The sequence below is a fragment of the Chitinibacter sp. GC72 genome (genome assembly GCF_009760905.1).
GTDB lineage: Bacteria > Pseudomonadota > Gammaproteobacteria > Burkholderiales > Chitinibacteraceae > Chitinibacter.
On sequence record NZ_VIRW01000005.1, the window covers coordinates 1 to 26,218 of the forward strand.

Annotated in this window: 20 protein-coding genes and 1 tRNA gene; 13 read left to right on the forward strand and 8 right to left on the reverse strand. The window is 52.4% G+C overall.

The genetic code is table 11. The annotated features are described in order from the left end of the window. Positions 1-243: 243 nt before the first annotated feature. The 3 genes from FLS37_RS06340 to FLS37_RS06350 form a co-directional block, all read right to left on the reverse strand. Positions 244-603, reverse strand: a complete 360-nt coding sequence (locus FLS37_RS06340; RefSeq protein ID WP_157315125.1) for a toll/interleukin-1 receptor domain-containing protein — start codon at positions 601-603, stop codon at positions 244-246. A 225-nt stretch (positions 604-828) separates the two neighbouring features. Continuing rightward, positions 829-918 (reverse strand) — tRNA-Ser (locus FLS37_RS06345). A gap of 65 nt (positions 919-983) precedes the next feature. Continuing rightward, positions 984-2,501: a hypothetical protein gene (locus FLS37_RS06350; protein WP_157315126.1), complete on the reverse strand. Its 1,518-nt coding sequence runs from the start codon at positions 2,499-2,501 to the stop codon at positions 984-986. A gap of 290 nt (positions 2,502-2,791) precedes the next feature. Between FLS37_RS06350 and FLS37_RS06355 the strand changes: the two genes are divergently transcribed. Further along, complete coding sequence (locus FLS37_RS06355; protein WP_157315127.1) at positions 2,792-4,396, forward strand: ABC-F family ATPase; 1,605 nt, start codon at positions 2,792-2,794, stop codon at positions 4,394-4,396. A 177-nt stretch (positions 4,397-4,573) separates the two neighbouring features. Here the strand turns inward: FLS37_RS06355 and infA are convergent, their stop codons facing one another. Continuing rightward, positions 4,574-4,837: a translation initiation factor IF-1 gene (infA, locus tag FLS37_RS06360; protein ID WP_157315128.1), complete on the reverse strand. Its 264-nt coding sequence runs from the start codon at positions 4,835-4,837 to the stop codon at positions 4,574-4,576. Between the two features lie 192 nt (positions 4,838-5,029). Between infA and FLS37_RS06365 the strand changes: the two genes are divergently transcribed. Both FLS37_RS06365 and FLS37_RS06370 read left to right on the forward strand, forming a co-directional pair. Then, positions 5,030-6,250, forward strand: coding sequence for a DUF1615 domain-containing protein (locus FLS37_RS06365; protein ID WP_157315130.1), 1,221 nt, complete (start codon positions 5,030-5,032; stop codon positions 6,248-6,250). An 89-nt stretch (positions 6,251-6,339) separates the two neighbouring features. Continuing rightward, positions 6,340-7,266, forward strand: a complete 927-nt coding sequence (locus FLS37_RS06370) for a LysR family transcriptional regulator (RefSeq protein ID WP_157315132.1) — start codon at positions 6,340-6,342, stop codon at positions 7,264-7,266. Between the two features lie 102 nt (positions 7,267-7,368). On the opposite strand, the gene FLS37_RS06375 is transcribed toward FLS37_RS06370, so the two are convergent. From FLS37_RS06375 to FLS37_RS06390, 4 genes are all read right to left on the reverse strand, one after another. Next, the gene (locus FLS37_RS06375; protein WP_157315134.1) at positions 7,369-8,169 is read right to left on the reverse strand and encodes an amino acid ABC transporter permease; all 801 of its coding nucleotides are present in this window, start codon (positions 8,167-8,169) and stop codon (positions 7,369-7,371) included. A 92-nt stretch (positions 8,170-8,261) separates the two neighbouring features. Then, positions 8,262-9,014 (reverse strand): basic amino acid ABC transporter substrate-binding protein, encoded by a 753-nt coding sequence (locus FLS37_RS06380; protein WP_157315136.1) that lies wholly within the window; start codon positions 9,012-9,014, stop codon positions 8,262-8,264. 164 nt (positions 9,015-9,178) lie between these two features. After that, positions 9,179-10,006 carry an HDOD domain-containing protein gene (locus FLS37_RS06385; protein ID WP_157315138.1) on the reverse strand — a complete coding sequence of 276 codons (828 nt, stop codon included), beginning with the start codon at positions 10,004-10,006 and terminating at the stop codon, positions 9,179-9,181. A gap of 134 nt (positions 10,007-10,140) precedes the next feature. Continuing rightward, on the reverse strand, positions 10,141-13,056 hold the full coding sequence (locus FLS37_RS06390) for an Rne/Rng family ribonuclease (protein ID WP_157315140.1): 2,916 nt from the start codon (positions 13,054-13,056) through the stop codon (positions 10,141-10,143). A 767-nt stretch (positions 13,057-13,823) separates the two neighbouring features. Here FLS37_RS06390 and FLS37_RS06395 point away from each other — a divergent pair. From FLS37_RS06395 to FLS37_RS06440, 10 genes are all read left to right on the forward strand, one after another. Next, positions 13,824-14,795: an RluA family pseudouridine synthase gene (locus tag FLS37_RS06395; RefSeq protein ID WP_157315142.1), complete on the forward strand. Its 972-nt coding sequence runs from the start codon at positions 13,824-13,826 to the stop codon at positions 14,793-14,795. A 4-nt stretch (positions 14,796-14,799) separates the two neighbouring features. Further along, positions 14,800-15,456, forward strand: a complete 657-nt coding sequence (locus FLS37_RS06400; RefSeq protein WP_157315144.1) for an HAD-IA family hydrolase — start codon at positions 14,800-14,802, stop codon at positions 15,454-15,456. Next, entirely contained in the window at positions 15,449-15,793 is a 345-nt protein-coding gene (locus FLS37_RS06405; RefSeq protein WP_157315146.1) for a Rieske (2Fe-2S) protein, read from the forward strand. Before FLS37_RS06400 ends, FLS37_RS06405 begins: the two co-directional genes overlap by 8 nt. Further along, positions 15,790-16,728 carry a S49 family peptidase gene (locus FLS37_RS06410; RefSeq protein ID WP_157315148.1) on the forward strand — a complete coding sequence of 313 codons (939 nt, stop codon included), beginning with the start codon at positions 15,790-15,792 and terminating at the stop codon, positions 16,726-16,728. The genes FLS37_RS06405 and FLS37_RS06410 overlap by 4 nt, the downstream gene beginning before the upstream one ends. A 73-nt stretch (positions 16,729-16,801) precedes the next feature. Continuing rightward, positions 16,802-17,575, forward strand: coding sequence for a flagellar motor protein MotD (motD, locus tag FLS37_RS06415; RefSeq protein ID WP_157315151.1), 774 nt, complete (start codon positions 16,802-16,804; stop codon positions 17,573-17,575). A gap of 47 nt (positions 17,576-17,622) precedes the next feature. Further along, positions 17,623-19,386, forward strand: a complete 1,764-nt coding sequence (locus tag FLS37_RS06420) for an ATP-binding protein (protein WP_157315153.1) — start codon at positions 17,623-17,625, stop codon at positions 19,384-19,386. Between the two features lie 71 nt (positions 19,387-19,457). Then, positions 19,458-20,912 carry a hypothetical protein gene (locus tag FLS37_RS06425; RefSeq protein WP_157315155.1) on the forward strand — a complete coding sequence of 485 codons (1,455 nt, stop codon included), beginning with the start codon at positions 19,458-19,460 and terminating at the stop codon, positions 20,910-20,912. After that, a complete protein-coding gene (locus tag FLS37_RS06430; protein WP_157315157.1) occupies positions 20,912-22,381 on the forward strand; it encodes a hypothetical protein in 1,470 nt (489 codons plus the stop codon). Before FLS37_RS06425 ends, FLS37_RS06430 begins: the two co-directional genes overlap by 1 nt. Next, positions 22,368-25,313 (forward strand): ATP-binding protein, encoded by a 2,946-nt coding sequence (locus tag FLS37_RS06435; RefSeq protein WP_157315159.1) that lies wholly within the window; start codon positions 22,368-22,370, stop codon positions 25,311-25,313. Before FLS37_RS06430 ends, FLS37_RS06435 begins: the two co-directional genes overlap by 14 nt. Continuing rightward, a complete protein-coding gene (locus tag FLS37_RS06440) occupies positions 25,306-26,217 on the forward strand; it encodes a diguanylate cyclase (RefSeq protein ID WP_157315161.1) in 912 nt (303 codons plus the stop codon). The genes FLS37_RS06435 and FLS37_RS06440 overlap by 8 nt, the downstream gene beginning before the upstream one ends. The last annotated feature ends 1 nt before the right edge of the window (position 26,218 follow it).

A 26,218-nucleotide genomic window follows, 5' to 3' on the forward strand; every position in this document is an offset into this window, starting at 1 on the left:
ACCATTTGTTCGCTCATGCGTAATATTTTGCTCACGGTCTTGGGCGACTCTCCTTCGTGCAAAGCCAATAAACCCAAGGCGCGTGGGCGAAAATTGGCGTGATGATGCTGTTGCGCCATGCTCTCTAACATGACGATTTCATCGGGCGTGAGTGGTTGACCTAAAAGATTACGTTTCAAGCTTGGCTCCTATGAAGAGCCTATTTTGAAGCAAAATTCATTCCAATTAGTTGCAAGGAACTACTTAGTTATTAAAATCTTGGATTTTTTCCCAGAGCGTAGAGGTAAGTGATTCTGGAACCTGACAATCATCGATTACTACAGGAATGATTTTTGTTCCTTTCGAGAGTTTTCTAACTACGCTGGCATTCAGCTCTTCACGAACCCATGGCTTGTTAACGCTGAACTCAGATAGGACAATTATTACTGCTTGTGCGTCTTTAAGACCTTCCTCAAAAATTTTATCGACTAAGCTATCCCCGGGCAGCATTTCCCATTTATCAAGCCATGCGTCAACACCATTTGCTCTCAATTTAGTAGCAAATTCGATTACAAATCGTTCTTTATCTTCACTGGCATGGCTTACAAATACTTTGGGATGCATATTTATTACCCTGTATGTTGTTATGCGGATAGATGACTTGCTTTTGTTAGAAATGCAGTCTGTAGTCAGAATTTCAAGTAGAGGACAGGGTAGAAATCGTAGAGGTTTGCTATGGATTAAGCTTGAATTGCGGAATGGGTGATGTTTTGCGGAATAATGAGCAACGAATTTAAAACGAAAAAAAAGCCCCAGATTTCTCTAGAGCCTTATTTTTATTCAAGATTTTGGCGGAAGCGCAGAGATTCGAACTCTGGGGGGACTCACATCCCCGACGGTTTTCAAGACCGCTGCCTTAAACCACTCAGCCACGCTTCCGTTCTTGAATAGGTGCGCATATTAGCAAGGTTTTTTGCGCTTGTCTCGCTTTTTTGCAAAATTTTTTACAGTTTTTCCAAAACAGCGAAATTAGCCAGTGATGCATTGGCCGTGTGTTCAATCGCCGGTGAGAGTCGGATACGGTAGGTTTTACCTTGCGCAGCCAGACGGAACTCGCGGTTGTCGGCAAAAAACGCTTGCGGTACGACCAGGAAACGATTCTGGTTAATCGTGGTATTTTCTGGCGAGTACACACCAAAAAAGCTGCGATTACCCAGTAGCGGCGTTAGCTCAACGACGATGGGTGTTTGCGACACCGTTTCAATCCCGACATTGACCTGGCCTTCGCGGGTTTTGGTAATGCGGCGCACAATGCCAACCGAAACCGGGCTCATGCCTACACCATCCATGCCGACTATTTCACCCACTTGCAGCGCGTCTTCGCGCTCTGTCTGGTAATTCACACCAAAGCCAGTGGCGCTTTCATTATCAATCGTCCAGCGATCCCGGCTTGATTGCTGCGGTGGCGTGCCGCGCAGATGGCTGATGACATCATCAAGCCCGCGTGTGACATTGATCGATTTTTGCGTGGCGCGGCGCTCCGATTTGCGCACCGGTGCTGGCGCGTCGCGTGACCAGAGCGAGATCAGATGTTGCATCAAGTCCAGATTGGCGGCATTGGCCGAATCCGGTGGCAGCCCCAACTGGCTGGCTTCTTCGCCCTGATTGAGTTTTTCGATGGTTTCCTTGATGTGTAAAACCAGCGTTTCGGTAAACCAGTAGCGCCAGTTTTCACCGACCATATCGCGGCGTAAACGTTTGGGTGGCGTTGATCCGGCCACATTAATGGCAAAGAGCTGGCGGTTGGGATTGATCTGGGTTTCCAGATCGATCCGGCTGACCCAGCGCTTGAGCCATTGGGTCACCAGCTCGATTTGCGCTGATTGCATTTTTTCTGGGTGCGCCAGCGACAGCATCATCAGTACCATGTATTCGCGGCGTACGTCGGTGATTTCCATTTCCGGATACGGCTGCAAAGGGGTAGAAGCAAAGCCCTGTTGCTCGGCATACAGGTAGAGGCGGTTCAGATTGCGCCAGGTGCGGCTATCGACTTCCATATAGCGCAAATAAGACCAGCGAGCCTGTTCGACAAAATACATAATGCCGCGCAGTGTAAAGACCTGCAGTTCTTTTTCCAGACCGCGTGGCAAGCTTTGGCTGGCTTGTTTGACACAGAAACGGTAGGCATCGCCCATATCGTTCCAGAACGCCAGCAAGGTTGGCAAAACCTGTTTCGGGCTGGCACCATCGTCCAGTGTTTTGCCTTGGTAAATATCGACTAGGTGCGCCTGCAGCGAGCGGGCTTTTTCATCCAGGTAGGGAACGGTTTTAAAGCGTTCCTTGGCGCTGGTTTTCGGGTTGCTATTGAGTTGCTTGAGTGCTTTTACAATTTCGATCTGCGCTTGCAGGATGTCGCTCTCGGGGAGCTCCTGCATCATAATCGTGGCCGACTTGTAGTTGTGGACGCCTTCTTGTTCGCGTTTTCCGAGCAGCGCCCCGATCAGACTTTTAAAGTCAAACATAGGGTTATTCCTAGCTATGCCTTAATTATTAAATATATTTTTATTCTGCAACGATAAACGTGTTCTTGGCTTTGCGGCAAGCTTTGCCTTTGTTTTTCCAAGATATAGTGCCTGCGCTGTTGCAGTAATGTGATGTTGTGCACATTTTGCCCGAATCATGCTGTTTTGTAATTACAAAACCAGACGCAGGGGCTGTGATAAAATACTGCGTTTTCAGCCGCTTGGCTGCGCACTTTGCGGCGAGCTTGAGCGAATTCTTCTCGCTGATGGTGATAGGGTACACGCACAATATGATTAGTTCTAATGGCATTACGATGCAGTTTGGCGCCAAGCCACTGTTCGAAAAAGTCTCGGTAAAATTCGGCGATGGCAATCGCTATGGTTTGATTGGCGCCAATGGTTGCGGTAAATCGACCTTTATGAAAATCCTCGGTGGCGATCTGGAGCCATCTGCGGGTAATGTGTCGCTCGAACCCGGCGTGCGTCTGGGTAAATTGAAGCAGGATCAATTCGCGTATGAAGACCAGCGCGTGCTGGATGTGGTGATGCAAGGTCACGTTGAATTGTGGGCGGCGATCCACGAGCGTGACGCGATTTACGCCAATCTGGAAGCGACCGAAGACGACTATATGCGCGCCGCCGAGCTCGAAGGTCTGGTTGCCGAATTTGACGGCTACACCGCCGAAGCGCGCGCGGGTGCTTTGCTGTTGGGCGCGGGTGTGCCGATTGAGCAGCACAATGGCCCGATGTCGGATGTAGCGCCAGGCTGGAAATTGCGCGTATTGCTGGCGCAAGCGCTGTTTAGTAATCCTGACGTGCTGCTGCTCGATGAGCCAACCAATAACTTGGACATCAACACGATTCGCTGGTTGGAATACACGCTGAATGAACGCAATTCAACGATGATTATCATTTCCCATGACCGTCACTTCTTGAATCAGGTGTGTACGCATGTGGCCGACGTTGATTACGGCAATATCCAGATTTATCCGGGCAATTACGACGACTACATGCTGGCTTCAACGCAAGCGCGTGAGCGGACGCTGACCGATAACAGTAAAGCCAAAGAGCGTGTGGCCGAGTTGCAGGCTTTTGCGCAGCGCTTTGCCGCGAATAAGTCGAAAAGCCGCCAAGCCACCAGCCGTTTGAAGTTGGCGGACAAAATCAAGGAAGGTATGGTTGAAGTCAAACCATCGTCGCGGCAGAACCCGTATATCCGCTTTGAAATGGACGATAAACAAAAGCTGCATCGCCAAGCTTTTGAGATTACCAATGTGTCGAAGGCCTTCGATAAAACGCTGTTTTCCAAGTTGAACTTCATCTTTGAAGCTGGCCAGAAAATGGCAGTCATCGGTGGTAACGGCGTGGGTAAATCCACGCTGATGAAAATGCTGGTTGGCGTCCTGGAGCCGGATGCCGGCACGATCAAGTGGGCTGAAAAAGCCGAGCCGGGCTATTTTGCGCAGGATCACGAAGAAGACTTCGCTGAAGATATCACCTTGTTTGACTGGATGAAGCAATGGGGCCAGCCAGGCGACGATGATCAGGTAATTCGCGGCATCCTGGGTCGTCTGCTGTTTGGCGGCGACGACGTGAAGAAATCGGTCAAAGTGCTGTCGGGTGGTGAAAAAGGCCGCATGTTGTACGGCAAATTGATTTTGCAAAAGCCGAACGTGCTGGTGATGGACGAGCCGACCAACCACATGGATATGGAGTCGATCGAGTCGCTGAATATGGCGCTAGAGCTGTATAAAGGTACGCTGATTTTCGTCTCGCACGACCGCCAGTTTGTATCGTCTTTGGCGACGCAGATTCTAGAATTGAACGGTGACGGCACGTACACCCACTTCCTTGGGGGTTACGAGGAATACCTCGAAAGCCGTGGTCTGGAATAAGCGGCAAGGTATTGAAAGAATCAAACAAAAAACCCAGCGCTGGCTGGGTTTTTTTTTATGCTGTGAATTGCTATGCGGTGCTGTGCGATGGGCAATAAAAAAAACCGAGCCTAAGCTCGGTCTTGGGGTATTGCCTTGTAGCCAAGTCTGCACTTGGCTTGCAGCCGTATACCCGTATTAGCGGCGGCGGAAATTGCCACCTGAAGGAGGGCCGCCGCGCTCGTCTTTGTGACGGAAAGTGACGCGACCTTTGGTTAGGTCATACGGTGACATTTCAACGGTCACGCGGTCGCCCGCGATAATACGGATGTGGTTTTGACGAATCTTGCCTGAAGCGTAGGCGGTGATTTCGATCCCATTCGTCAGAGTTACACGAAAGCGCGTGTCCGGGAAAACCTCGGCCACAACACCTTCCATTTCAACTACGTCTTCTTTTGACATGCTTTATTCCAGTAAGGCTGACGCCGATCTGTTTGAGCGTCATTTTTTTAAATAAGGGCGAACTATACAGGTTTTAGCCAAAAAATGCGCCACTTTTTGTGCGTTTTTGAGCGTAACCATTTGTATTTATGCTTGATTCAGTGTAGCAGCAACTTTAAGCTTGCCGCCTCTATGAAGTGGAATCGAATACCCATGCGTCGGATCTTGATATTAAGTGCGGCTTTGCTCCTTGCTGCCTGTGCTAGCCAGCCCGTAACAGCGCCGCTGGGCACGCCTGGCGTGAGCCCGGCGCCAACCGCAACAGCGCAGACCATCCTTGCCCAAACTCCCCAGCCCACGCCTAGCGTGAGCCCAACACCCAGCGCAGCGCCAACGGCGCGCCCGAGCGCGCGCCCGCAGATCAGCGAGGCGCAGGGACGGGCGCTGATGGGCAAGCTGCTACCCGCTAAAATGCCGGATCGCGAGGGCTGGATTGACGATATGCTCGACGCGTTTACCGCGCTCAAGCTGGCCTACACGCCGGAATATATTTGCGCGCTGGCCGCCACCATTGAGCAGGAGTCGAGCTGGCAAGGCGATCCGGTGGTGCCGGGTTTGCCAAAAATTGTCTGGGGTGCGATTGAAGATCGGGCTGAAAAATACCATCTGCCGCTGCTTGCGGTGCAGACCGCGCTGCTGAAAACATCGCCTACCGGGCAAAGCTACAAAGCCCGTATTGATAGCTTGCGTACCGAGCGCGAGATGAACAATCTGTTTGAAGATCTGGCGGCCGAGGCTAAGAATCTGAAATTGCCACTGAATATGAAAAACCCGATTCGTACTGGCGGGCCTATGCAGGTGAGCATCGAGTTTGCTCAGTCGCATGTCAAAGTCTGGCCTTATCCGTATGCACTGAAAGGCAGCGTGCGCAGCGAAGTATTTACGCGCCGGGGAGGGGTGTATTTCGGTACAGCCATTCTGTTGCAATACCCTGCGCCCTATACCGATATGGTGTATCGCTTTGCCGATTTTAATGCCGGGCGCTATGCCAGCCGCAACGCGGCTTTTCAGCAAGTGGTGTCGCATTTAAGCGGCAAGGCGCTGGTTGAGGACGGTGATCTGTTGCGCTACCAGAATGGCAATCCAAGCGGTACCAGCAGTGTGCAATCGGCTTTATACGGTTTGTCTGCGCAGCTGGGCTTGAGTCGGGACGAAATATTGCGCGATCTGAAGCTGGAAAAGCTCAATGCATTTGCCCAGTCGTCCCTGTATCAAAAAGTCTATACGCTGGCTGAGCGTAATGGCAAAAGCTGGCCGCGTGCCAGCATGCCGCAGATTGATCTGAAGAGCCCGAAAATTACCCGCAAGCTCACCACTGAATGGTTTGCCAACCGGGTTAAATGGCGCTACGACACCTGCATGAAGCGGCTTTGATACACCGATTGCCACTGCCGATGATTGCTTCACCTGCTGCCTATATTTATAATTTGGATTAATCAATTCAATTTTATTGAAGGCGCAGAATGAAATTCACCCTGAGGCAATTGGAAGTTTTCGTCGCTGTGGGGCAGGGGGAGAGTGTATCGCGCGCCGCCGAGCAGTTGAAAATGTCGCAATCGGCGACCAGCACGGCGCTGGCCGAGCTGGAACGCCAGTATGAAATGCGGCTGTTTGATCGCGTCGGCAAACGCTTGCAGCTCAATGAATTGGGGGCGCTGCTGTTGCCGCGCGCAATCGAATTGCTCGACCGGGCACAAAGCATGGATGCCATGCTCAGTGGCCAGCATGGCTTTGGCCCTTTGCGTGTTGGCGCTACGCTGACGATAGGCAACTATCTGGCGACCTTGCTGATTGGTGATTTTATGCGCCAGCATCCGGGCTGCCGCGTGAGCCTAGCCGTGCACAACACCGCGACGATTGTGAACCAGGTGGTACATTTCGAGCTGGATCTGGGCTTGATTGAAGGCGATTGCCAGCACCCGGATCTGATTGTTTTGCCCTGGGTTGCCGATGAGCTGGTGGTCTTTGCCGCGCCGCAGCATCCGCTGGCGCAGCAAAAAAAAGTCAGCTTTGAAGATCTGGTGGCTGCGTCGTGGATTGTGCGTGAACAGGGCTCGGGAACGCGGCAAACCTTCGAATTCGCCATGCGCCACGCCTTATCGCAGCTGGATATCCGGCTGGAGCTGGAGCATACCGAAGCGATCAAACGTGCGGTTGAATCCGGTCTCGGCATTGGGTGTATTTCGCGGCTGGCACTGAAAGACGCCTTCCGGCGCGGTAGCCTGGTGCCACTGGATGTTGCAGGGCTGGATCTGGCGCGGCAATTTCATTTTGTGGTGCACAAACAGAAATACCAGACGCCCAGCATGGGCGCTTTTCTAGACTTATGCAAAACGGCAACGGCAGGCATTCGCCGCAGCGACGAAATTGCCATGCCTTATATCCCCTAGGGGTATATTGCTGAAAGCATTTTCCATATTTAATTGCAGGGATATACCCACCAATGAAAAAGCCCGCAATGCGGGCTTTTTCATTGGGCCGGAACAGGCGGTTTAGTGAATGCCACCGCTTTGCTGGTAGCGTTTCTCCAGATGGTTGACCCCGGCAGCCAGTACCAGTGTCATGATCAGATAGATCAGTGAAATGGTCAGGTAGGGCTCCCAGTAGCGCGAATAGGCACCGGCCACCGTGCGGGCGGCGTAGGCGAGCTCTCCCAAGCCAATGGCAGAAACAAGCGAGCTATCTTTAAGCAGCATGATTGCTTCATTACCTAGCGGCGGCAGCATGCGGCGAAATGCTTGCGGCACAATAATAAAGCGCATGGTTTGCCCGTAGCTCATGCCCAGCGAGCGTGCGGCTTCAAACTGCCCTTTGGCAATTGACTGAATGCCAGCGCGGAAAATTTCGGTGATGTAGGCTCCGGCATTGAGCGTGAGGGCGACAAGGCCGGATAGAAAGGCGCCGTATTCCTGGCGCAGTGTTGAAGCCATTTCACCGCTGAGAATCAAACCATGATCGGGGTGAACCAGCAGGGGCATGACGGCAAAATGGGTTAGCAAAATCTGTACAAAGAGCGGTGTGCCACGAAAAAAAGTGACATAGGCGGTAGCGGGCCAGCGCAGAAAAAATCTGACCGGATACTTCCACGGGCCGTGCTTGACGTCGGCCAGACGTGCCATGCCAGCAAACAAGCCGATCAGCGTACCCAAAATAACGGCAATCAGCGTGATGCCCAGCGTCATTTTGATACCGTCGATAAAGAGCTCGCGATATTCCCAGACCATCTGGAGCTGGAAGTTTTCTAGCAGCGGGACGGCATGCTGCACTTGTTGCCAAAATTGATTGAAATCCATTGCGTGTACCAATCTGTTCGCTCAAGACAATAAAGCACAACTCAAGGTTGCGCTTTATTGTGCTTCGCTAATGAGCCAAAAAGGCCGATGCCTTATTTGCCGAAATACTGTTTGTAAATCTTGTCGTAAGTACCATCAGCCTTGATTGCGGCGATGCCTTTATTGATTTGATCCAGCAGTGCTTTATTGCCTTTTTTCACCACAATGCCGTAGTACTCTTTGGCAAATGTCGCGTCATCAATGGTTTTAAGCTTGGCTTTAGGATTGTTGGCGACATAGTTGACCACAACGCCGTTATCTGCGATCACTGCATCAACACCGCCAGTCTGCAATTCCTGAATCGCCAGTGGCGTTGATTCAAAACGTTTGATATTCGGGCTGGTTTTGCCGAGCAATTTTTGTGCAACTTCATCGCCGGTCGTGCCAGTTTGGACACCAATTTTCTTGCCCTTCAAATCTGCTAGCTTGCTGACTTTGCTGCTTTGGCCAACGGCGATCAGCTGTTTGGCTTCAAAGTAGGGTTCAGAGAAATCCATGGATTGCTTGCGTTCCGGGGTGATGGTCACCGCTGAAATCACAATGTCACGATCGCCATTGTTCAGTGAGGCAAAAATGCCTTCCCACGGGGTGTTGACAAACTTGATCTTCAACCCTGCTTTGGCGGCAACCGCTTTCATGATGTCCATGTCAAAGCCAACAGCTTCTTTTTTCTCGTTCAGCGATTCGAACGGGGCATAAGCGGCATCGGTAGCAACCTGATAGGTTTTGGCTGCATGCGCTGGAGCATTTAGCATCAGACCGGCCAGTAGAGCTGTAGTTAAGAAGCGAAATGGGGTGCGCAACATTGTGAGTTCTCCAGCGATGTAAAGAAAAAGGGCAGACATCATAACCGATCTTACGGTTTCAATGCTCTGCCCTGATGCTAGTAAGCTTTAGCTATTGAGATAATCAGGTCTTTCCCTATTTTTCTCTACGGCCACGACTTCGATGCAAAAATTCAGTTTGCGAATTAGGCAATTAATTCGTCCAGTCCGCTCGAGAGATCAGCCAATTCAATCAGTTTTTCAACAAGGCTGGTGTGATCCAAACCAGCCAGTTGGGTAATGCTATCGGAGATGGCAGTTGATATTTCGTCAGTGGATGCCGATTCCTGTAATTGATGAGTGATGACTTTGGCCAAATGCAAAATTGCCGAGAGTTTATCTGAAGGCTCCTGATCCTCTGGCTGGTTCTGGTATTTGATCGCCTGCTGAATCGCTACCGGGAAGTTCCAGCGGCGGGCGAGTTCTTCGCCAACCATGACGTAGTCAAAGCCGATATTGTTGTCTTCCAGCGCAACCCGGTCGGCTGCGCCGTTTTCAACAAACTGATCAATTTTGACTGCAATTTCGGGGGCTACAATGTGAATCAGCATTTCGCCAATGTTGTGAATCATGCCAGCAGTGAAGGCGACTTCACCATTGATTTTGGCCAATTTGGAGAGCCATTTGGCAACCGTAGCCACTTGCAGACTGTTTTTCCAGAATTTCTTGCGGTCAAAGCCCGGAGTGGCGACGAATGCACCCGTGATACCTGAAGCGACAACCAGGGTTCTGACGGTATTAAAGCCCAGCACTACCACGGCTTCTTGGACTGAACCAATCTGGCGGCTGGCACCAAAATGGGCTGAGTTGGCCAAACGTAATACTTTGGCGGTAATAACCTGGTCTAGCGCGATTTTTTTGGCAATGGTGTCGATGTCGATATCGTCATTGCTGAAACTATCGATCAATTCTTGTACTACCTTTGGAATCGTTGGTAGCTTATGCGTTTGTTCGAACACTTCTTCCAATTTCATGACAACACTCCCGTGGGCATTTTTCTTATCGGTTTAAAACCAATTTCATACTAGAACAGACGAACGGGCTCTGCTAGCTGGAAAATAAAAAAACCACACCTTTTGGGTGTGGTTTTTTTCAGAGTAGTGTCAGTTTATTGCTTGGTTTCTACTTGGGCTAGCGTGGCTTGCGCACTGTCTTCGTTTGAGATGCTCGCCTGTACGTCTTTGCGGCGACGGCGGGCAGGTGCTGCAACGGTAATTTCTTCCGTAGCGACGGTCGGTGCAGAGCGAGTTTCAACCAGTTGTAATGGCTCCGGGGTCACTGCCGTTTCAGTGGTGTTGCTTTGCACATCCTTGCGGCGACGGCGTTGCGGTAGCGCTGGCTCGGTGTCGGCAGCTGGGCTAGGCTCTGCACGTGTCGCAACCTGAGTCAGGCCGACTTCTGCCGGGCTGGCTACAACAAACTCCGTTACAGCTGCAGGTGCTACTTGAACGGCGACAGGGGCAATTGGCGCTGGCTCAGCACTGCCTGCTTCTGCTGCAGGTGCTTCGCTGGCTACTTCGACTGCAACGTCTGCTGCTGCGTTGCTTGCAGTGTCTTCAGCCGCAGCTGGTGTCGTTTCAGTGATAGGGGTAGAGGCTGCTTCGGCTGCTATGGCCACTGGTGCTGCCACAGCCGTTGCTTCTGCCTGTACTTTCACAACTTCTACCGCCGGAGCACTTGGCTCGGTTGCAACTGGTGTCACAACTGGTACTGCTTGTACTGCTTCGGCTGTTGCAGTGGCCTGTGCTGTTTCTGCCGCTTGTTGGGCCTGCTGTTGCAAGATCACCTCGTTAGGCACAAAGGCAGGTGCTGCAACTTCTTCAGTTTCTACTGTCGTGCTGTTGTCTGCTGCATGAGTGCGATCATTGCGGTCGCGACGATCACGGCGGCTGCGACGACGGCGATTGCGTGTTTCACCATTTGCTTCTGTATTCGCGGTTGGCTCAGCGGTCGCTGCATCATTCAGCTCTAGTGCAGGCGTATTCAATGGCTCCTGCACTTGCTCTGCGCGTGCTTCCTGACGCTGGCGCTCTTCGCGCGGTTGACGCTCGCCACGAGGAGGGCGCTGCTGGCGCTCTTCACGTTTCTGGATGTCTTCCTCGATACGAGGTTTGCCAGAACGGTTATTACGATCCGTCCGTTCTGGGCGCTCGGCTTTTTCGCCGCGCTCAGTGCGTTCACCGCGTTCGCGTGGTGCCTGGCCTTCACGCCCTTCGCGATTCTCATTGCGATCAAAGCGGCCATTACGACGCTCGTTGCGACCACGTGGTTGGCGTGGCGCAGGCTTGGCTTCTTCAACCGGTTTTGGTTGGTCCGGCTCACTGCTAAACCACGCGACGATTTTTTTCCACAACGAAGTTTGTGCTGGTGCCGCTTTCACTTCCGGTTTGGCTGCACGTTCGGTGCTGGCGGGGGCAGGTTGCGCTGGCGTAATACCTTTCACTGCCGCTTCCTGGCGTTTAGCTTGCTCTTCTTTGCCTTTGCCGGGCTTGTAGCCTTCTTCTGCAGGCTGTTCCACCATGCGGTATGACGGCAGGGCATCTTCGTAAGACAAAACGTCTTCCGAGCGCACACGAGTAATGCTGTAGTTTGGCGTTTCCAAATGCATATTTGGAATCAGCATTACGCCGACTTTCAGGCGCGCTTCAACGGCGAACAATTCAGCACGTTTTTCATTGAGCAAGAAGGTCGCAACATCCACCGGCACTTGCGCATGCAGCGCGCCAGTGTTTTCCTTCATTGCTTCTTCCTGAATGATGCGCAGGATGTGCAATGCCGATGATTCGATGCCGCGAATAAAACCGGTGCCGTGGCAGCGTGGGCAAGCGATATGGCTGGTTTCTTCGAGTGATGGTTGCAGGCGTTGGCGTGACAATTCCATCAGGCCAAAGCGGCTGATTTTGCCGGTCTGGACGCGGGCACGGTCGTGGTGCAGCGCTTCACGCACGCGGTTTTCAACGTCGCGCTGGTTTTTCGGGTTTTCCATGTCGATAAAATCGATCACGATCAAACCGCCTACGTCGCGCAAACGCATCTGGCGTGCGATTTCATCGGCGGCTTCCAGATTGGTGCGCAGCGCGGTTTCTTCGATATCGCCGCCGCGTGTCGCTTTGGCCGAGTTCACGTCAATCGACCACAACGCTTCGGTGCGATCAAGCACGATGGCGCCGCCTGAAGGCAAGCTCACCTCACGCGAGTATGCAGTTTCGATTTGATGTTCGATCTGGAAGCGCGAGAATAGCGGCACGTCGTCTTGGTAGAACTTCACTTTATGCACATTGTTGGGCATGACGTGGCTCATAAACTGCTGAGCTTGCTCGTAAATATCTTTTTTATCGATTAGCAATTCGCCGATATCAGGCTGGAAGTAATCGCGAATCGCGCGAATGACAAGGCTGGATTCCTGGTAAATCAGGAAAGCACCCGTCTGGGTATTGGCTGCACCTTCAATGGCTCTCCAGAGTTGCAGTAGATACCCCAGGTCCCACTGCAATTCTTCGGCATTGCGGCCGATGGCTGCGGTACGCGCAATCAGGCTCATGCCGTTTGGTGTTTCGAGTTGATCCATCGCGGCGCGCAATTCATTGCGCTCTTCGCCTTCGATGCGACGCGAAACACCGCCGCCACGCGGATTGTTTGGCATGAGTACGAGGTAACGACCAGCCAAGCTAATGTAGGTGGTCAGTGCTGCGCCTTTATTGCCGCGCTCGTCTTTTTCTACTTGAACGATCAGTTGCTGGCCCTCTTTCAGGCTATCAGCGATGCGGCCGCGGCCACCGTCACCTTCACTGAGGTAAGCGCGGGCGATTTCTTTGAATGGCAAAAAGCCATGACGGTCGCAACCGTAATCGACAAAACACGCTTCGAGCGATGGCTCGATGCGGGTAATAATGCCTTTGTAGATATTGGATTTGCGTTGTTCTTTGCCGACGGTTTCGATGTCGAGGTCGATCAGTTTCTGGCCGTCGACAATCGCAACGCGCAACTCTTCGGCTTGAGTTGCATTAAAAAGCATACGCTTCATGGGTGTAGGGCTCCTGCGCGCACCCCACGGCAGAACCAAGGATTTTGACAGGCAGATCGATTGTGACGGCAGTTCGGCAATACAAAATTGCAACCTTTGCTGGCCGCTCATTGCTGGTATTCACCATCTTCGCACCTGCTTGATATCAGGTTTGAGACTGCATGCAGCGCGATGAGGCTGGCTTTCGTGTGCGGGTTGACTATTCAAGCGCATCGACAAGCTGGAAATAAGCAAGCTGAACGGGGTTCAAAGCTAAAGGCCTAGCCGTAGGCTAGTTTGGCGGACAATCGTATTGGCTTAGGAACTGGGTATCGTTACTCCGGTGATCTGTATGCTCTGTCGGGCGAACACCCAGCCAGCGTCGTAGCATGGCTAGGCGTATAAAATCCGGTGAGTGCGCTAATGTAATAAATCAATTACCATCGCTACTTCTTGTTGAGCGGTGAGCGTCATAACCGCCAATCACTGCTTTCACTAGCGTTGTACACCAGACACTTTCATTTTGTGAGTCCCGCGCCGCTGCTCTATGTCGAGTAGGTAACGTCATCCGTTACGGCGGGAAAGAAATCACAATCGTGAAAGTCGGTTACTCGCTGTAAAATAAGCGATTATTAATTCCAATATCGAGTCAAGCCAGCTCGTAGCCGGCAGCCAAAATGGTCTGCACAAACGCGTTTGCTGTTGCCTTGACTCATCCCGTAAAGACAGAGCCTTTGCGGGATAACCAGCTGCTTTATATTGCAGCGTGCCATAGAGTATATGCCAATATGTCCGAGACTAGCAAAGCGTCTGTGAGCTTCGTGACGGTCGATGAAGAAGATGCCGGTCAGCGGCTCGATAATTTCCTGCTTAAGCGCCTGAAAGGCGTGCCCAAAAGCCATGTTTATCGCATCGTTCGTTCGGGTGAAGTGCGTGTCAATAAAGGCCGTGCCGATGTCACGACGCGCGTTTGTGCGGGTGATGTAATTCGCCTGCCGCCCGTGCGTGTCGCCGAGCAACCCAAAGCACCCAATAACGCTAGCGCCGCAGCCGATTCAATGCAATTGCCGATTGTGTTTGAAGACGACGCGCTGCTGGTGATTGATAAACCGGCCGGAATTGCCGTGCACGGCGGCTCGGGGATCAGCTTTGGCGTGATCGAGCTATTGCGCGCGCAGCGCCCGCAGGCGAAGTTTTTGGAGCTGGTGCATCGGCTTGATCGCGAAACGTCGGGTTTATTGCTGGTGGCCAAAAAACGCAGTGCCTTGGTGAAAATGCACGAAGTGCTGCGCGAAAGCCATGGCATCGACAAGCGTTATCTGGCGCTCGTTGAAGGTGTCTGGCCGCACACGCGCTGTCACGTCAAAATGAAATTGCTGAAATACGAAACGCCCGATGGCGAGCGCCGCGTCAAAGTGCATGCCGACGGCCTTAGCTCGCACACGGTGGTCAATCGCCAACAAGCGTGGCCTAGCGCGTCCTTGCTGGAGTGTGAATTGAAAACCGGTCGTACGCACCAGATCCGCGTGCATTTATCGGCCAGCGGTCACGCGATTCTGGGCGATGATAAATATGGCGACTCAGCGGTGAACCGGGCTTTACCAAAACAAGGCCTGCGCCGGATGTTTTTGCATGCTTGGCGTTTGACGCTTAACCATCCGCTCACGGGCGAGAAAATGACGCTGGAAGCGCCGTTGCCTGCCGATTTGCAGGCTTATATTCATCAACTCAATTCCAATCAATCCAATACGCAAGGTTAGGGCTATGTCACGACGTTTTGATTTGGTCGTTTTTGACTGGGACGGCACGCTAATGGATAGCACGGGCATGATTGCGCGTTCGATCCAGCGTGCTTTTGACGATGTTGGGCTGGCTGTTCCCAGTGATCAGGAAGCGCGCTACGTGATCGGCTATGGTCTGGGCGAGGCGATGGCGCATCTGGCTCCCAATGCGACCGAAGCGCAGATCCGGCAGGTGGTTGACGCTTACCGCACGCATTTTCTGGCCAAAGATCAGGATTTGAAGCTTTATGATGGTGTGGAAGAAGGGCTTACCCGTTTGCGGGATGCCAACTTCCGCATGGCGGTGGCCACTGGCAAATCGCGCGCCGGGCTCGATCGCGTGCTCAAGGCCACGCAGCTGGGTGGATTTTTTGAAGTCACGCGCACGGCTGATGAAGCTTTTTCTAAACCTCATCCGGCAATGCTTGAATACATCCTGGGGTATGCCGCTGTAGAACCCGAACGTGCTGTCATGGTGGGCGATACCACCCATGATTTGCAGCTGGCTTTAAATGCTGGCACGGCGAGCCTGGGTTTGACCTACGGCGCGCACGAAAGCGAAGCTCTGCTCGATCTGCAAGCGCTGGCTTTGTTTGATGATTTCAATTCACTGGTTGAATGGATTTTGACCCATGGTTGAGATTTGCAGCTCGGCACAATTGCTTGAGCGTGGTCTGGCGGTGCGCTTTCAGGTGTTGCAGGCGGGCGTGATAAGGCCGGCGATTGCTTTGCGCTATGATGGTCAGGTTTACGCCTACCTGAATGAATGCGCGCATATTCCGATTGAGCTGGATTTCAACCCCGGTGATGTATTTGACCTCAGCCGGCAATATTTGATTTGTTCGACGCACGGCGCATATTATGATCCGACCACGGGTTTGTGTCTGGGAGGGCCGTGTAGCGGGCGGCGCTTGAAAAAATTACCCGTTGTAGAGAAAGACAATGCAGTCTGGCTGCTTGAGGAAAATAAATTATGAGTGATTCAATCGAGCGCGATGCGCTCAATGCCATTTTGACCGCTTCAGTGAAAGAGCAGCGCAGTGCGCGCCGCTGGGGGATTTTCTTCAAGCTGCTGACGTTCACTTATCTGTTTGTGATTCTGGCCCTGATGATGGGCTGGGTGGGCGGCCAGCAAAATGAGAGCGCCTCCGCCGATGCGCATGTGGCGGTCGTGAATCTGCAGGGCGCTATTTCATCCGATAGCGATGCCAGCAGTGCGCTGATTCTGCAGGGTTTGAGCAACGCTTTTGAAGACAAAAACACCAAGGCCGTGATTTTGCGCGCCAACAGCCCCGGCGGTAGCCCGGTGCAGTCGGGCATGATGTACGACGAGATTGCGCGCTTGAAGAAAAAATATCCCAAAACCCCGTTTTATGTGGTGGTTGAAGATGTGTGTGCTTCCGGTTGCTACTATGCCGCCGTGTCGGCCGACAAGATTTTTGCCGATAAAGCATCGATTGTCGGCTCGATTGGGGTATTGATGGATGGCTTTGGTTTTACCGGTACGATGGAAAAGCTGGGTGTCGAGCGCCGCCTGATCACCGCCGGGGCCAATAAAGGTTTCCTCGATCCATTCTCACCACAAAGCGAAGAGCAAAAGCAAAAAGCGGTCACCATGCTGGCTGAAGTGCATCAGCAGTTTATTAATGTGGTAAAGCAGGGGCGTGGCAAGCGGCTGGTACAGGACAACCCGGATCTATTCTCGGGTCTGGTCTGGTCGGGCGAGTCGGCTCTCAAGCTGGGGCTGATCGACGCGCTGGGCTCGGTCGATAGTGTGGCGCGCGATGTGGTCAAGGTAGACAACGTCGTCGATTTCACGCCGCAGCCCACCTACGCTGACCGTCTGGCGCGTCAGTTTGGCGTGGCCGTCGCGACGACGCTGGGTGCCAAAATGGAATGGCAGCTGAAATAATCTATTGTAGGTATGTGGCTGTAGGCTAATTTGGTATTGGTTTACAGCGATATACCCATTGATCGAGGCGGATATGGCGCGTAGAAAAAGAGTCGAAGAGCATGAAAACCACGAGCGCTGGCTGGTTTCGTATGCCGACTTTATTACGCTGCTCTTTGCCTTTTTCGTCGTGATGTACGCAATTTCCTCGGTCAATGAAGGCAAGTACAAAGTCTTGTCCAACTCGCTGGTTGATGCTTTCAAACAGCCCAAACAATCGGCCGATGCCATTCGTCTGAACGACCAGAATACACCTGGTGCGCCGCAAAAACTGATTGTGATCCCCGGCGTCACCATGATGCCCAATGCCGGGAAATTTGAAGAGCAAGCCAAAAAAATGCAAGGCATTGCCGGCGATTTGCGCCAATCGCTGGGCTCCTTGATTGACCAGGGCAAGGTGAGGGTAACGCAGTCCAAACGCGGGATTGCGGTGGAAATCAGCGATTCGATCCTGTTTGCCACCGGACGCGCCGATTTGCAGGAAGAATCAGCCAGCGCCCTGCTGGCTATCGCCGATCTGGTCAAAAATTCCGACAATCTGATCCAGATCGAAGGCCACACCGACAACCAACCGATCCGCGGCGGTTTGTTCCCCAGCAATTGGGAGCTATCGTCAGCGCGTGCGGCCAGTGTTGTGCGCCTGTTTCAAAGCGCCGGCGTGGCACCACAAAGGATGGTCGCGGTGGGCTACGCGGAATTTCGTCCTGTTGAATCCAATGATACTGTCGAGAGCCGGGCCAGAAACCGCCGTGTGACCTTGAATATTCTGGCTGATAATCAGGATGAAGTCGCCGTTATCTCCCCCTGATCGCCCGCTTTGAACGCCATAAACGGAATAAATCGAGAGTCTGTTTGATGAATGCTCATGAATCAAGCCCGGATAAAGCCAAACACCCCGCAGTGGTAGAGCGTATTACCAAGCTGGTGTATCGCAATTCGGTGTCCGGGCAAATTATCTGCATTTTAATCTCGGCCGTGCTGGCGATGGCCTATTTCGGCCATCTGAGCCAGTTGGCGTTGGGCTACTGGATTGCATCGACTTGGCTGATTGCCTTGTGGCGTTTGCATACCGCCCAGCAATATCATCAGGCAATCCAGAGGGCTCAGGTGGACTATGGTACCTGGAGCAAGCGCTTTTTTCTGGGCGTCAATGTGTCCGGTCTGGTCTGGGGCGTAGGCGGCTTTATTCTGATGCAAAACGCCTCTGACTCGCTGCGGCTGTTTACTGCGTTTGTGATGTCGGGCGTGGTCTCGGGCGCGGTGCCGATTCTGGGGGCGCACTATCAGGCATTTCGCAATTTCACGCTGTTTATTCTATTGCCCGTGCTGGCGTCGGCTTTACTGGGGCAAGGTCCGCTCGATACCGTGCTGGCGATCATGTGTTTTATGTATATGGTCGTCGTGATTAAAGGCGTGCGCAATTACAACGAAGCAATTATTGAAAGCATTGTGCTTGAGCTTGAGCAAAAAAGCCTAGTCAATGATTTGCAACAGGCGCGTAATGCGGCCGAAGCGGCCAGCCGGGCCAAAAGCGAATTTATTGCCAATGTCAGCCATGAAATCCGCACCCCGATGAATGGCATTGTTGGCATGGCCAATTTACTGGCGCAATCGGATCTGGACGAGCAGCAACAGCAGGAGCTGGCGGTGATTTTGTCCTCGTCCGATTTATTGCTGGCACTGGTGAATGATGTGCTGGATATTGCCAAGATTGAGGCAGGGCAATTTGAAATCGTCGAAAAAGATTTCGATCTGGCTTTGCTGCTCAATAACACCAACAAGATGTTTGCCGTAACGGCGAAAAAGAAAAACGTCGAGTTGATTCTAAAAGCCAGCTATGCCGGCAATTGGTGGGTGCATGGCGATGCGATTCGCCTGCAGCAGATTCTGGTTAATCTGCTGGGTAACGCAGTTAAATTTACGCATGCAGGCCGGGTTGAGCTTGATTGCCATGTGGCAGAAAACCGCCTGCAATTTTCCGTCCGTGATACGGGGATTGGTATTCCAGCATCCCATCTGGCGCATATTTTTGACGCTTTTGTGCAGGGTGATGGCTCGCTGTCGCGCCAGTACGGCGGCACCGGTTTGGGGCTGACGATTGCCAAAAAATTGACCGACTATCTGGGCGGTGAGTTAACCGTCAAATCCGTACACGGGCAAGGCACCGAATTTTCGTTTTCCATTCCCTTGAAAGCAGCCAAGCAAGTCGTACACATCGAAAGTGCGCTAGCAGAACCCGAAAATCAGCTCCGTATTCTGCTGGCAGAAGACAATCCGACCAATCGTCTGGTGGCCACCCGGATTCTGCTGGCCGCCGGACATCATGTCATTTGTGCCGAAAATGGCGAGCAAGTGCTCGGCTTGGCGCAGAGTCAGCAGTTTGATCTGATACTGATGGACATCCAGATGCCGGTGATGGATGGGCTGGAGGCCACTAGGCAGATTCGAGCTCAACAATCGCAGCGCGCAATCCCGATTATCGCACTCACTGCCAATGCCATGGATGCCGATCGTGATGCCTGCTTTGCTGCCGGCATGGATGGGTTTATTACCAAACCGGTTCGGCCGGAACAATTGGCTGCGGCAATCAAGGCTGCACTCAAGTCTGGTACACCCTAGCTTTTTTGTGTGGATTGTGATCTATCCGCTCACCCTCTATAAATAAACATTGGTGTACAAGGTATGCGGGCGTGGATAATTTGAAGCTGATTGATGCGGTGGATGTCCCCGAGTTACTGGGGAAAATCGAGTCCTGCCTGTTGCAGGATGTCGATCAGGCATTGATGCTGAGTTCTGCGCTGCAGTTGCGTTGCAAACACCTGTCGCTTGAGCCCGAACTAAGAGTGCATGCTTATCTCAACCATGCCAAGGTATTGTGGAGCTCAGGTAATCTGCGCCCGGCTTTAAGGCTAATCAACCGGACTATTCAGCTCTCCAACCAGTTACCACTGAATCATTTTCGGGCCGAAATTTATCTGACACGAGGCAAAATCAACTACAACCTGAAACGCTATTCGGCAGCCATTGACGATTTTGCTCTCGCCGCCGATGTCGCGGTTGATTTGCTCAGTGTCGATGTCGCAATCGAAGCCTATCTGTATATCGGTAGCATTTATATTGTCTTTGGCAGGCACGACCAATCGTACGAAGTGCTCAATTTTGGCTACAAAATGGCGCACGCCATCAATAGTGCCAAATTGATTTCCAAAAGCGCCATTTTTCTATCCGGCTATCTGCTTGACCAGCACCGCTATCAGGATGCGTTAAAAATCATGTACCAAAGTGAGCCTAGCTTGCTGGAATACGGCGATATGACTTGGCTGATCGAGTGCGGCAAAACAATGGCGGTCTGTTATCAGCATCTGGGTCGCGAGGAAGATGCTGATCTGTATTTTAATTGCATGCTGGCAATTGCCAAAGGGTTGAATGTCAAATGGGCGGGAGCCTTGGTCGCTATCAACTATGCCCGCTTTTTGCTCCTGAAAACACAACCGGCTCTAGCGATTGAAATGCTTGATTCGGCGCAAGAAAATCTGGCTGATTTCGATGATGTTTATTTGGCGCAGCAAAGTGCCGAGTATCGTGTATCGGCCTACAAGCAACAAAAAGATTATCAAAATGCTTTGCACGGACTTAAAAAACTGGAAACCATCAAGCTGAGATGGATACAGCTTAATGCATCAATCCGCGAAGTAAACCGCTATGGCCGCTTCAATGATTTGCAGAAAGTCATTACGCTGGTTGATAAAACCCGGCAGGAATTTGAAAGACTGCTGGGGTTGATTATTTCCCGCAGCTCGATTGGCAGAGAGAGTGTGCTGCTGGAAAAATGTAAAAACCTGCCCGCCGCAGAGACCATTTTTCTGATGAAAATAGATGCCCAATTGATGTTCCGGCGCTTGGTGGAAAACAAAGTCGATTCGGTTTTTCGCGAGTTATGCATGGACGGCGATTTATGGGTGCGCACCATCACCGGGGAGTACCTGGTCTATTTTGCCGATTCCCCGCGCGAGCACGCTGCGCTGCTGACCGGGACTATTGCCGATTTCCCCTGGTCCTGGCATGAGTGTGAAAATCCGAAAATAGAAGCGCACTGGCTCACGCCGGCTGAAGCGCTGTTAAAGCTGCAAGCACGGGTTGCCTGATGAGCGAGTATTTTCCGGAACTTGATACCAGAATTGCCGAGCTCATTAGCGGCATCGAGCTGGCGTATTGGGAGTCAAACCAGTCTCAGCATGATGACAGCAAGGCTTTGCTTGATCTGTGTTTGCAATGCAAGCATCCGCTGCTGGGTTATGCCTATCTGCTGTATGGACGCACTTTGATGCTGGTGGGAGAGCTTGAGCAGGCCTTGCTGATGATGGAGCAGGGGGTGGCGTGGTGTCGCAAGAAGAAAGATCTGACTCATCTGGCTCTGGGTTTGCTCTGGCTTGGTTCGCTGCTCAGTAAACAGAAAAAATACCCTCAGGCTTTGAAAATCTGGGTCAAGTCGCTTGATCTGGCTCTGGCGCAGGAAAATCTGGAAATAGCCGTCGAGATTTATCTGAATCTTGGCTGCCTTTATCTGATGCTGGGTTTGCGTGAGGAATGTTATGCCATTTTGATGGATGGTTTTTCTCTGGCCGAAGCCATTAATAATAAAAAGCTGATTGCAAAAAGTGGCGTTTTTCTGTCTGACTTTTTGATTGAATCCGGGCAGTATTTGTCGGCAATGTCAATTATTGCCCGCTCAGAGCTCGATATCATTCGGCATGCCGACTTTACTTGGGTGATTGAGCTGTGCAAAAACAAGGCATGTTGCTTATGGAAAATGGGCTATGCCGAAGATGCTATGGCCTGTTTTGAATCGGGCATTATTCTGGCCCGAAAATTTGATCTGGCCTGGGCTTGTATCATGCTCTCGATTGTTTACGCCGAATTTTTGCTTGAACAAGAAAAGGCCGGATTGGCCAGGCAGCATCTGGACAATGTCCATTCGTATTTCAATGCTTATTCGGATGCCGAGCTTTACCGTAAATGGTGTTTTGCTCATTATCAATCTGCCAAAGCGGAAAAAGATTTTCAGCGGGCATTGGCATCTTTGAAAGCCCATCAAGCCTGCCAGACGCATTCGATCTTTGAATTTGTGCTCTCCAGCACGATGGTCAAGCTGAAAACCAGTTTAAAGAAACTCTATCCAGGTTTAAGGCGGGATTTTCGCAATATCACCAATCTGGGTGATGCACCCAGTATTTTTATGACCATGAAGCAATTACTTGAATTCAAAAAGCGTTGCGAAAGCGGTCTTGATTCAGCCAGAGTGATCGAAGTATGTGTACCCTGCAGGGGAGAAAAACAGGCCGAACAGCGGGTGTTACTGATTATCAACGACTATTGTTCGGTTAAGGACATCTGGATTCGCGCATCGCCCGATTCCTATTATGTTTTTCCCAGTCATGAACAAAAAAGCCTGCATGCATTCTCGACTCGTTTGCTGCGGGCGATTGCCACCCAACCCTGGGCCCGTTTGAAAATAGCACCTGTACAGGCACGAACACGCATTCTGATGGTCAGCCAGGATTTTATCCGTCAGGTTGACCAGATTATTCAAAGAGGCTGGCATGACGCAAGATGATTTCACTGCATGCCTTGATCGGCAGGCGCAATACCGGCTGAGAAATTATGATCAGGCGTATGAGCTGGCCATCGAGCTGGAAAATATGGCGGCAGGCCTGAGCGATCCAGCCAGACTCGAGCTGGCGCTCTACCTGAAAGGCGAGGCGCTGGAAAAACTGGGTAAGTTTAGCGAAGCCAAATCGGTGTTGCTGACGCTGGAAAAAAAACTGCTACAGCGCAGCAAGAAAGAATTTCTGCTGCTCGATCTATATGAATGCCTCGGCAAGGCCTGCTACGCCATTGGTGAGCTGAATCTGGCGCTGGAATACTGGAGCGCCTGCCTTGAATTATCGCTAGAGCACCAATCGATTGTGCACTACATCAAGGCTTATACCGGCATTGGTGGTGTTTATCTGTACTACGGTTTTTTTGAGGATTCATTACGGCATCATCTGCTGGCGCTGGATTACGCCAAAGAGCTGGATGACCCGGTGCTGTTAATGATGCTCAATTTGTGGCTGGGCAGTGATTACAACGAATTGGGCCAACATCAGGAGGCGCTCAAGCATTTGGCGCTGGCGCAAAATTTCTACCGGCGGCAAGCCGATACCGGGCAGGTGAGTGAAGTCCTGATGCATATGGGCTTCTCCTATCTGGGGCTGGGCAATATTGTCGAGGCATTCAAGGCCTTTAATGACGCTGTGCAAATTGCCGAAAATAACCACCATGCCTGGCCCATGTCGATGGCACATCTGGGGATGAGCGAATTGTTTTTGCTGCAGGCGCGTTATAAGGACGCGCTCACTTACGCACAAAAAGCTCAGGAATACGCCGTTAGCGTCAAGTCGGTGCATCACGAGTTGCGCGCTTGCCGTGTCAAATCAGCGGCGTATGAGGGCTTGAATGAATTTGAAAATGCCCTGCTCGCCTACGAGCGGCATTATGAATTATCGGTCAAGCTGGCGCAGGAAATCACCATGACGCAATTGCAGAGTAGTGCCTTGCGCCGGATTAACCGCTCTGAAATCCGTTTGAAATTACTGCGTACCGAGCAGCAGAAAAAGAATCTGGAAAACGAAAGTATTTTAAGACAGGCCGAGTTTCTGGCCGAAAAAAATGCCCTGATGGCAGTTAATCAGGCCAAGAGCGAATTTCTGGCGCTGGTGAGTCACGAAATCAGAACGCCGCTCTCCGGGGTGATCGGTATGTTGCGCCTGGCCAAGGCGCAGAAGGAGCTGCGGCCCAATACCCGTGAGCAAATCAGTATCGGGTTGGAAAATGCCGAAATGCTGATGGGCATTATCAATGATCTGCTCGATGCGTCAAAAATCGAGGCAGGCAAGATTTCAATCGAAACTATTCCATTTGATCTGCACCGGATTATTGCCCAGGTTAGCGCCCTGTTTGCGCCCAAGGCCGAAGAAAAAGGCTTGGCGTTTCTGGTTGATGTGGCGCACTTGCCGCATGAAGGCTGCCTGGGCGATCCGACCCGCTTGCGTCAGGTCTTAATCAATCTGGTCAGCAATGCGATCAAGTTTACCGAGCACGGTTCGATCAAACTCAGTGCTTATCGGGATGGCGAACAGATCAAGTTTTCAGTGGTTGATACCGGTATTGGGCTGGACGAACAAAGTCTGGGCCGCATTTTCAACAAATTCGAGCAAGCCGATACCTCAACCACGCGCAAATATGGCGGAACCGGCCTGGGATTGTCGATCTGTCATGCGCTCATCGAATTAATGCACGGTTCCATCGCTGTAACCAGCCAGCTGGGCGAGGGAACGTGTTTCCGCGTTGACGTGCCTTTGGAGCCGGTGCAACTGATGAGCGAGCCCGAAGCCGAACCAATCGTGCTGGCGCCGCTGCCTTACCAGCTTAAAATCCTCTACGCCGAAGACATTGTGACCAATCAGCTGATTGTCGGCGCGCTGCTCGAAGAAATGGGGCTGGGTTTGCAGGTGGTCAACACGGGTCTGGCGGCCATTGAGGCGCTGGCCAAAGAGCAGTTTGATCTGGTGCTGATGGATGGCCGCATGCCGGTGATGGATGGCCTGACGGCGACCCGGTTGATCCGTCAGGGCGGCCATCAGGCGCTCACGGTGAATGACCCCGAAGTGTATATCGTGGCTTTGACGGCCAATGCTGCGCAGGAAGACCGGCAGTTTGGCCTTGAGGTGGGAATGAATGATTATTTATTAAAACCGATCGATCCGATCAAGCTGAGAAAAGTCATTATGGATGCCTGCGAGTATCAGTTAAACCGGGGCCGCAGCCTGCAGCCGCTGTTCAAGCCTGCTGCGGCAAGCAATCAGGCTTTGTCGGCGGACGATGTGCAGTTATTGCATCAGCTGGAGCTGGCGGGGGTCGCCGTCAACGAGGCCTTGCAGCGGCTGAATGGCAATGTGATGCGTTTCAAACGCTGGCTCTGGCAGTTTTTCCAGGAGCAGCAAAATTTCTTTGCCGAACTGGACGAGCTGGTGCTGGGGCGTGATATTCCGCAATTGATTAGCAAAGTACACGCCTTGCGCGGTGTGGCCGGAACGCTGGGCTTGACGGCGCTGTATGAGCAAGCGAGCTTGCTGGAGCAAAATCTGAACCATTTTACCCGGCACGGCGGGGTATACCCGGATGCCAATCGCCTGAGTCAGGCCTGGGCACACGCACAGCAAACCATCTGGCCGCTAGTTCAGATGACCAGCCAGATCGCCGAGCATCAGCCCTTGTCCAAGCCTTTGCCTAAATCCTACTGGCCGCAGGCTGGGCAATTGCAGCAAGCGCTGGAGTCCAATAGCCTCAGAGCCCGACACAAGCTGCAGGAATTGCTGGCCTTGCTGGAGGACAGCGAAGCCAAAGTGTCGCTGGGCGGTGTGATTGCTGCGCTGGACAGGCTGGATTATCCGGCCGCTTTGCTGGCTTTGCAGGCCATCATGGTTGAGGGCGGCGATGAATAGTGATTCATATATTCTGGTTGTTGATGACCAGATGGCCAATATCGAAGCGCTGGGCGAATTATTGGCCGATCAATACGATGTGCATTTTGCCCTCAGCGGGCAGGCCGCTTTGGCACAGGTGGCCAAATCCAAGCCCGACCTGATCCTGCTCGACATTATGATGCCGGATATGGATGGTTACGCGGTCTGCCGGCAACTGCAAGGCCAGCCTGAAACGGCCGATATTCCGGTCATTTTTATCACCGCGCTGGCCACGCCGGACGAGGAAACGCGCGGGCTGGATGCCGGAGCGGTCGATTACATAGTCAAACCGTTCAATCCGACTATTGTGCGCGCCAGGGTGCGCAACCATCTGGCCTTCAAGCGCGCCAAAGATCAATTGCGCTTATTGGCACAAACCGATGGGCTTACTGGTCTGGCCAATCGGCGCTATTTGTTCGAGCGCCTGCAGGCCGAGCTGGAACGGATGCGCGAGCAGGCGACGACGCAGCCTTTTTCGCTGATCCTGATCGACGTCGATCACTTCAAGCATTACAACGACAGCCAGGGGCACGTGGCCGGCGATTTATGCTTGCAGCGCGTGGCTGGGGTGCTCAAGGCCGAATTGCGCAATCCGGATGACCTGATGGCCCGCTATGGCGGTGAGGAATTTTGCTGCCTGCTGCCGCATACTGCTCTGGCCGATGCCGAGCAGATCGCCCTGCGGATTTGCCGCCGTATCAATGAGCTGGCGATTCCGAATGCCGATGGCGACCACGACGTGCATCGCGTGGTGACGGTCAGCGCCGGGGTGGCCTTGTGTACGGCAGCAATGGCCAGCGTCGAAACCTTGCTGCAGCAGGCTGATCGGGCGCTTTACGCGGCCAAGGCAGCAGGGCGAAATCAGGTTAAGGTATGGGTATAGC